Here is a 7,145-nt window from a genome sequence, read left to right as displayed (position 1 = left end):
CGTCATCGTCGCCAAGGGCGTCGAGGCGCGCGAGCGCATCAAGGCCAAGATCGAGAACGCGGCTGCCGACGGCATGCTGTCCGAGGCGCGCGTGCGCGTCGATCGCTTCAACTTCGGTCCGCCGGTCGGCTTCCCCGTCCAGTTCCGCGTGATCGGTCCCGATGCCAACAAGGTGCGCGAGATCGCCTACCAGGTTCGCGACGTCATGCGGCAGAACAAGAGCGTCAAGGACGTCCAGCTCGACTGGAACGAGCAGTCGCCTTACCTCAAGCTCGTCGTCGACCAGGATCGCGCCCGCGCCATGGGCCTGACCCCGCAGGAGGTCTCACAGGCGCTCGCGATGCTGATCTCGGGCGCGCAGGTTACGACCATTCGCGACGGCATCGAGAAGGTGGCCGTGGTCGCCCGTGCGACCCCCTCCGAACGTCTCGATCTTGGCGGCGTCGGTGATCTCACCATCACCTCGCGTAACGGCGTGGCCGTGCCGCTGCAGCAGATCGCCAAGATCGAGTATGCCCACGAGGAGCCGATCATGTGGCGGCGTAACCGCGACATGGCCATCACCGTGCGCTCCGACGTCGTCGATGGCGTGCAGGCGCCTGACGTCACGGGTCAGATCACGCCGAAGCTGAAGCCGATCATTGATCACCTCGAGCCGGCCTACCGCATCGAGGCGGGCGGCGCGTTCGAGGAATCCGCCAAGGGCAACGCCTCGATCTTCGTCCTCTTCCCGCTGATGGTCATGGTGATGCTGACGCTGCTGATGATCCAGCTTCAGAGCTTCTCGCGCCTGATCCTGGTGTTCCTGACCGCACCGCTCGGCATCGTCGGCGCCTCCTTCGGCCTCAACGTCGCCAATGCCCCGTTCGGCTTCGTGGCGCTGCTCGGCCTGATCGCGCTCGCCGGCATGATCATGCGCAACACGGTCATCCTGGTCGATCAGATCGAGACCGATGTTTCGCACGGCCTCACCAGGCGCGAGGCGATCATTGAGGCAACCGTCCGCCGCGCCCGTCCGGTGGTGCTGACCGCGCTCGCCGCCATCCTCGCCATGATCCCGCTGTCGCGCTCGGCATTCTGGGGCCCGATGGCGATCACGATCATGGGCGGATTGTTCGTCGCGACGTTCCTGACGCTCTTGTACCTGCCGGGCCTCTACGCCCTCTGGTTCCGCAAGAGCCTGGACGAAGCCGGCACGCCCGAGCAGCCTGCCGCGCCGCAACATGGCAGCGATGACCCCCGCGCAATTCCGCTTGCTGAGGCGGCTGAATAAGTGAGAAAACTACCGACGAACGAGTCCTGAATGATGGCCCTGATTTCGGAACATATCGAAGGCGACACCCGAGACCGTATTCTGGAGGTGGCCGAGCGGCTGTTCCGCCAGATTGGCTATCAGAAGACTACGGTCGGCGACATCGCCAAAGAACTGCGGATGAGCCCCGCCAACGTCTATCGCTTCTTCGAATCGAAGAAGGCGATCCATCATTCGGTGGCGCGGGGCCTGATGGGTGAGGTCGAGCTCGAGGCGCAGCGGATCGTGGCAGGGCCCGGACCGGTACTCCCGCGCTTCCGCGAACTGCTCACTACCATCCATCGCATGAACACCGAGCGTTACGTCGGCGACAACAAGCTGCACGAGATCGTCGAGATCGCGATGGAGGAGGACTGGGACGTCTGCGTCGCCCATATGGACCTGATCACCACGACGATCGGTCAGATGATTGCGCAGGGCACAGCCACCGGCGAGTTCGAGGCGCCGGACCTGGAGCTGGCCTCGATGTGCGCCTGCACCGCGATGATGCGGTTCTTCCACCCGCAGATGATCGCCCAATGCGCCGCCAAGCCGGGCCCGTCCATCGATCAGATGATCGATTTCGTCATCGCGGGTCTGTCGCCGCGCCACTGACTCATGTTTTGAGTTGACCGTCATTCCGGGGCGATGCGAAGCATCGAACTCCGGTGCGCAATTGCGCACCTGAGAATCTCGAGATTCCGGGTTCGGTCCTGCGGACCACCCCGGAATGACGGAAAACGGAGAAACAAGCGCGTGACCGACAAAGATCTCTATTTCTACGAGCCTTCCAAGGGCCACGGCCTCAAGCACGATCCCTTCAACGCCATCATCGCGCCGCGGCCGATCGGCTGGATCTCCTCGCGCGACACCAAGGGCCACGTCAACCTCGCGCCCTACAGCTTCTTCAACGCGTTCTGCTACGTGCCGCCGATCATCGGCTTCTCCTCCACCAACTGGAAGGACTCGGTCGAAAACATCCAGCAGACCGGCGAGTTCGTCTGGAATCTCGCCACGATGGATCTCGCCAAGCACATGAACGCGACCGCGGCGCATGTCGCCCCTGAAGTCGACGAGTTCGAGATCGCGGGCCTCACCGCCGTGCCCGGCAAGCTGGTCAACGTGCCGCGCGTCGGCGAAAGCCCCGTGGCCTTTGAGTGCAAGGTGTCCGACATCATCCGCCTCAAGGGCGCCGACGGCAAGCAGGCCGACGCCTGGCTGACGCTGGGCGAGGTCGTTGCCGTCCACATCGACAAGGCCATGATCAAGGACGGCGTCTACCAGACCGCCGCCGCCCGCCCGATCGTCCGGGCCGGCCGCCGCGGCGATTATTTCGAGATCAAGCCGGAAAACATGTTCGAGATGGTGCGGCCGGATTAGGCCGGGCCGCCGCTCTCTCCCCATCGTCATTCCGGGGCGCGCCCCGGAATGACGATGGGGCGACATCTCTCCGCATTCCCCTCCCGGAACTGCTCGCGCACCCTGGCCGTTATGGCCCGGGGGCCGCCCGGCCGCGTCAATTTTGCAGGCGAAGTGTTCGCCTCCGCCAGCCAGTTTCCGCTAAAATGCCCGACAACCGCGCCGATGCATGAGGTCAGCCATGAGCTTCCGCCGCGACACCCTGACAAAGCCGATCTTCTCCTGGGCACGCGGCGTGCTGCCGGCGATGTCCGACACCGAGCGCGAGGCGCTGGAGGCGGGCGACGTCTGGTGGGACGCCGACCTCTTCACCGGCAACCCTGACTGGTCGAAGCTTCTGAAGATCCCGCAGGCGACGCTGACCAGCGAGGAGCAGGCGTTCCTGAGCGGCCCCGTTGACGAGCTGTGCGCCATGCTCGACGAATGGAAGATCTTCTGGGAATGGCGCGACCTGCCGCCGGACGTCTGGCATTTCGTCAAGCGTGAGAAATTCTTCGGCATGATCATTCCGAAGGAATTCGGCGGCCTCGGCTTCTCGCCCTATGCGCATTCCGAAGTCGTGCGAAAAATCTCGACGCGCTCGATCGCGGCCGCCGTGACCGTGATGGTGCCGAACTCACTCGGTCCCGGCGAGTTGCTGATGCGCTTCGGCACGAAAGAGCAGCAGGCGCGCTGGCTGCCGCGGCTTGCCGACGGCCGCGAGATTCCCTGCTTCGGCCTCACCAGCCCCGAAGCCGGCTCCGACGCGGCCTCCATGGTCGACACCGGCATCATCTGCAAGGGCGAGTTCGAGGGGCGCGAGGTCGTTGGCCTCAGGCTCAACTGGCACAAGCGCTACATCACGCTCGGGCCCGTCGCGACGCTCCTGGGACTCGCCTTCAAGGCCTATGATCCCGATCACCTCGTAGGGAGCCAGGAAGAGCTCGGCATCACCGTGGCGCTGATCCCGACCAATTTGGCCGGCGTCGAGATCGGGCAGCGCCATCTGCCGTCGATGCAGGTGTTCCAGAACGGTCCGAACCGGGGCCGCGACGTTTTCATTCCGCTCGACTATGTCATCGGTGGCCAGGCGCGCCTCGGGCAAGGCTGGAAGATGCTGATGACCGCGCTCGCCGCCGGCCGCGGCATCTCGCTGCCGTCGCTCTCTGCTGCGGGTGCCGCTTATGCGGCCCGCACCACCGGCGCCTATGCCCGTATCCGCGAGCAGTTCGGCATCTCTATCTCCAAGTTCGAAGGCGTTGAGGAGCCGCTCGCGCGCATCGTCGGCACCGCCTATCAGCTGGACGCGGCGCGGCGACTGACCTGCGCGGCGCTCAATGCCGGCGTTCATCCTGCCGTCATCTCCGGCATCATGAAGCTGCATGCGACCGAGCGGATGCGCACGGCGATCGACGACGCCATGGACATCCATGGCGGCAAGGCCGTGATCGACGGCCCGCAGAACTATCTCGGCAATCTCTACCGCGTCGTGCCAGTCGGGATTACGGTCGAAGGCGCCAACATCCTGACTCGCAATCTCATTGTGTTCGGACAGGGCGCGATCCGCGCGCATCCTTATCTGCTCGACGAGATGAATGCGCTCGCCGATTCCGATCGCGAACGCGGGCTCACTGCGTTCGACGCGGCATTCTGGAAGCATGCCGGCCACAGCTTCCGGACGCTGTTCCGCGCCTTCAGCCGGAGCTGGACCTTTGGTGCCTTCGCGCTGGCGCCCGATGCGGGCGACGCCACGCCATTCTATCGCCAGCTCTCGCGCTACTCCGCCGCTTTCGCGCTCTGCGCCGACATGGCGCTGCTGACGCTCGGCGGCGCGCTCAAGCGCAAGGAGATGCTGTCGGCGCGTTTCGGCGACATTCTCTCCGAGCTGTATCTGCTCTCGGCCGCACTCAAGCGCTGGGAGGACGAGGGCCGGCAGAAGGAGGACTTTGCCGCGCTGGAATGGTGCATGGCGACGGGGTTTCGGACCATCGAGAACCGGCTCGCCGAGATCCTCGCCAATTTGCCGAACCGCTTCGTCGCAGCCTTCCTCAAGTTCGTGGTTCAGCCCTTCGGCGCCCGCGTGCTCGGCCCCTCCGACCGCATCGTGCATCAATGCGCGAGCCTGGTGCTGGAGCCCTCGGCGGCACGCGAGCGCCTCACGCCGGATCTGGCCCATGTCGACGACGACGGCGGCTTTGCGCGGCTGGAGCGCGCGTTCAAGCTGGTCGCAGCCACGGAGGCCATCGCCAAGCGCATGCGCGCTGCGCATGTTCGCGACTGGGAGGAAGCGGTCGCCAAAGGCGTGATCACGCAAGCCGAAGGCGAGCAGCTCTCTGTTGCCCGCAAAGCCGTCACTGACGTGATCGAGGTCGACGATTTTGCACCGGAGGCGCTGTCGCCGATTTACAGGAAATCCGGCGACGTGCATCAGTTCTTCCAGGAACTCGGTGAACAGAGGGCGGCGAGCTGATGGCGCGACCGGTATTCATCGTCGACGGCAGTCGCACGCCGTTTCTGAAGGCGCGGTCGGGGCCGGGGCCGTTCACGCCGGTCGATCTTGCCGTGCAATGCGGACGGCCGCTCTTGGCGCGCCAGCCGTTTTCGCCCGACAGCTTCGATCAGGTCATCCTCGGCTGCGTCAACGTGATCGCGGACGAGATGAACCCGGCCCGCGTCGCCGCGCTCCGGCTCGGTATGGGCGAGGACATGGTCGCCTTCACCGTGCAGATCAATTGCGGCTCCGGGATGCAGTCGATCGATAGCGCCTATCGCTATATCCGCGAAGGCCATGCCGACATGATCCTCGCCGGCGGCGCCGAGGCCCTGAGCCACGCGCCGCTGGTCTGGCCCAATTCGGGCGTGCGCTGGTTCGCCGGGTTTGCCACCGCCAAGGGCGTGGCGGCCAAGCTGGCCGCTGCCTTCAAATTGCGGCCGAGCGACCTCAAGCCGATCATCGGCCTCGAGCGCGGGCTGACCGATCCGATCACCAATCTGAACATGGGCCAGACCGCCGAGGTGGTCGGCCATCTCTTCGGCATCACCCGCGCACAGTCCGATGCCTATGCCGCTGAAAGCCACCGCCGGCTCGCCCACGCGCAAGGCGCGGGCTTCCTGAAGGGCGAGGTCGAGACCGCGTTCTCCCGCGACGGTAAGTTCTTCGACCATGACGATGGCGTACGTCCGGACTCCACGGCAGAGACACTCGCAAAACTCCGGCCGGTGTTCGAGCGCCCCTGGGGCCAGGTCACCGCCGGCAATTCTTCGCAGATCACCGACGGCGCCTCCTGGGTGATCCTGGCCTCCGACGCGGCGGTCGCAAAGCACAAGCTCACGCCGAAAGCCGCGATCGTGGACAGCAACTGGGCGGCGCTCGATCCCGGCATTATGGGGCTCGGCCCGGTGATGTCGGCAACGCCGCTGCTCCAGCGCAACGGCCTCACCGTCACGGACGTCGAGACCTGGGAGCTGAATGAGGCCTTTGCCACCCAGGTGCTCGGTTGTCTCGCCGCCTGGAACGACGACAAATTCTGCCGGGAGATCCTCGGGCTCGATGGCGCTGCTGGCGAGATCGACCGTGACAGGCTCAACGTCGATGGCGGCGCGATCTCGCTCGGTCATCCCGTCGGCACCTCTGGCAACCGCATCGTGCTGCATCTCGTCAACGCGATGAAGCGGCTTGGCACGCGGCGCGGAATTGCCACCGAATGCATCGGCGGCGGGCTCGGCGGCGCCATGCTTATCGAGGCGGTGTGACCATGGATTCCAAGATCATGACCGCGCTCGGCGACCGCGTCCTTGAGCTCGGACCCAAGCCCGCGACGGACAGTCCATACAGGCACTTCAAGTTGACGCGCGATGCCGACGGCGTCGCCTGGCTCTTGTTCGATCGCGCTGATGCAAGCGCCAACACGCTGTCCTCCGAGGTGATGGAGGAATTCGACGCCGTGCTCGCGGCAATCGAAACCGAGCGTCCCGCCGGCCTCGTGATCCGCTCCGCAAAACCGTCCGGCTTCATCGCGGGCGCCGACGTCAACGAATTCCGGAGTGCGTCCGATCCCGACATGGTGGAGACGCGCATCCGCGCCGCGCATGCGGTGATCGACCATCTGGAAGCTTTGAGGCTGCCGACGGTCGCGGTCATCCATGGCTTTTGCCTCGGTGGCGGGCTCGAGGTTGCACTGGCCTGCCAGTCGCGCATCGCCGTCGACGGCGCGCGCTTCGGCTTCCCGGAGGTGATGCTGGGTCTGCATCCCGGCCTCGGCGGCACCGCGCGCTTCACCGCGCTGGTCAATCCGGTTCAGTCGATGTCCCTTATGCTGACCGGGCGCACCATCGATGCACGCCGTGCCAGATCGCTCGGCCTCGTCGATAGCGTGACGCAGGAGCGCCATGTCCGGGGCGCGGTGAAGGATGCGCTGTTCGGCCGCCTGAAGCGGGCGCGGCCAGGCTTGCTGAC

General features: G+C 65.5%; 6 protein-coding genes. All 6 read left to right on the top strand.

Annotation, left to right across the window (positions count from 1 at the left end; all coding sequences use genetic code 11):
• A partial coding sequence (locus MOV75_RS21385; RefSeq protein WP_247006542.1) for an efflux RND transporter permease subunit occupies positions 1-1,273 on the top strand: 1,273 nt, incomplete at its 5' end.
• A 33-nt stretch (positions 1,274-1,306) separates the two neighbouring features.
• The gene (locus tag MOV75_RS21380; RefSeq protein ID WP_246929654.1) at positions 1,307-1,906 is read left to right on the top strand and encodes a TetR/AcrR family transcriptional regulator; all 600 of its coding nucleotides are present in this window, start codon (positions 1,307-1,309) and stop codon (positions 1,904-1,906) included.
• 141 nt (positions 1,907-2,047) lie between these two features.
• Positions 2,048-2,671, top strand: coding sequence for a flavin reductase family protein (locus MOV75_RS21375; protein ID WP_246929643.1), 624 nt, complete (start codon positions 2,048-2,050; stop codon positions 2,669-2,671).
• A gap of 220 nt (positions 2,672-2,891) precedes the next feature.
• A complete protein-coding gene (locus MOV75_RS21370; RefSeq protein ID WP_246929646.1) occupies positions 2,892-5,159 on the top strand; it encodes an acyl-CoA dehydrogenase in 2,268 nt (755 codons plus the stop codon).
• Positions 5,159-6,442: an acetyl-CoA C-acetyltransferase gene (locus tag MOV75_RS21365; RefSeq protein WP_246929649.1), complete on the top strand. Its 1,284-nt coding sequence runs from the start codon at positions 5,159-5,161 to the stop codon at positions 6,440-6,442. The genes MOV75_RS21370 and MOV75_RS21365 overlap by 1 nt, the downstream gene beginning before the upstream one ends.
• 2 nt (positions 6,443-6,444) lie before the next feature.
• On the top strand, positions 6,445-7,145 hold a 701-nt coding region (locus tag MOV75_RS21360), incomplete at its 3' end, for an enoyl-CoA hydratase-related protein (RefSeq protein WP_247006541.1).

The organism is Bradyrhizobium sp. PRIMUS42 (genome assembly GCF_023006515.1).
GTDB lineage: Bacteria > Pseudomonadota > Alphaproteobacteria > Rhizobiales > Xanthobacteraceae > Bradyrhizobium.
This window is presented reverse-complemented; position numbering and strand designations above follow the sequence as displayed.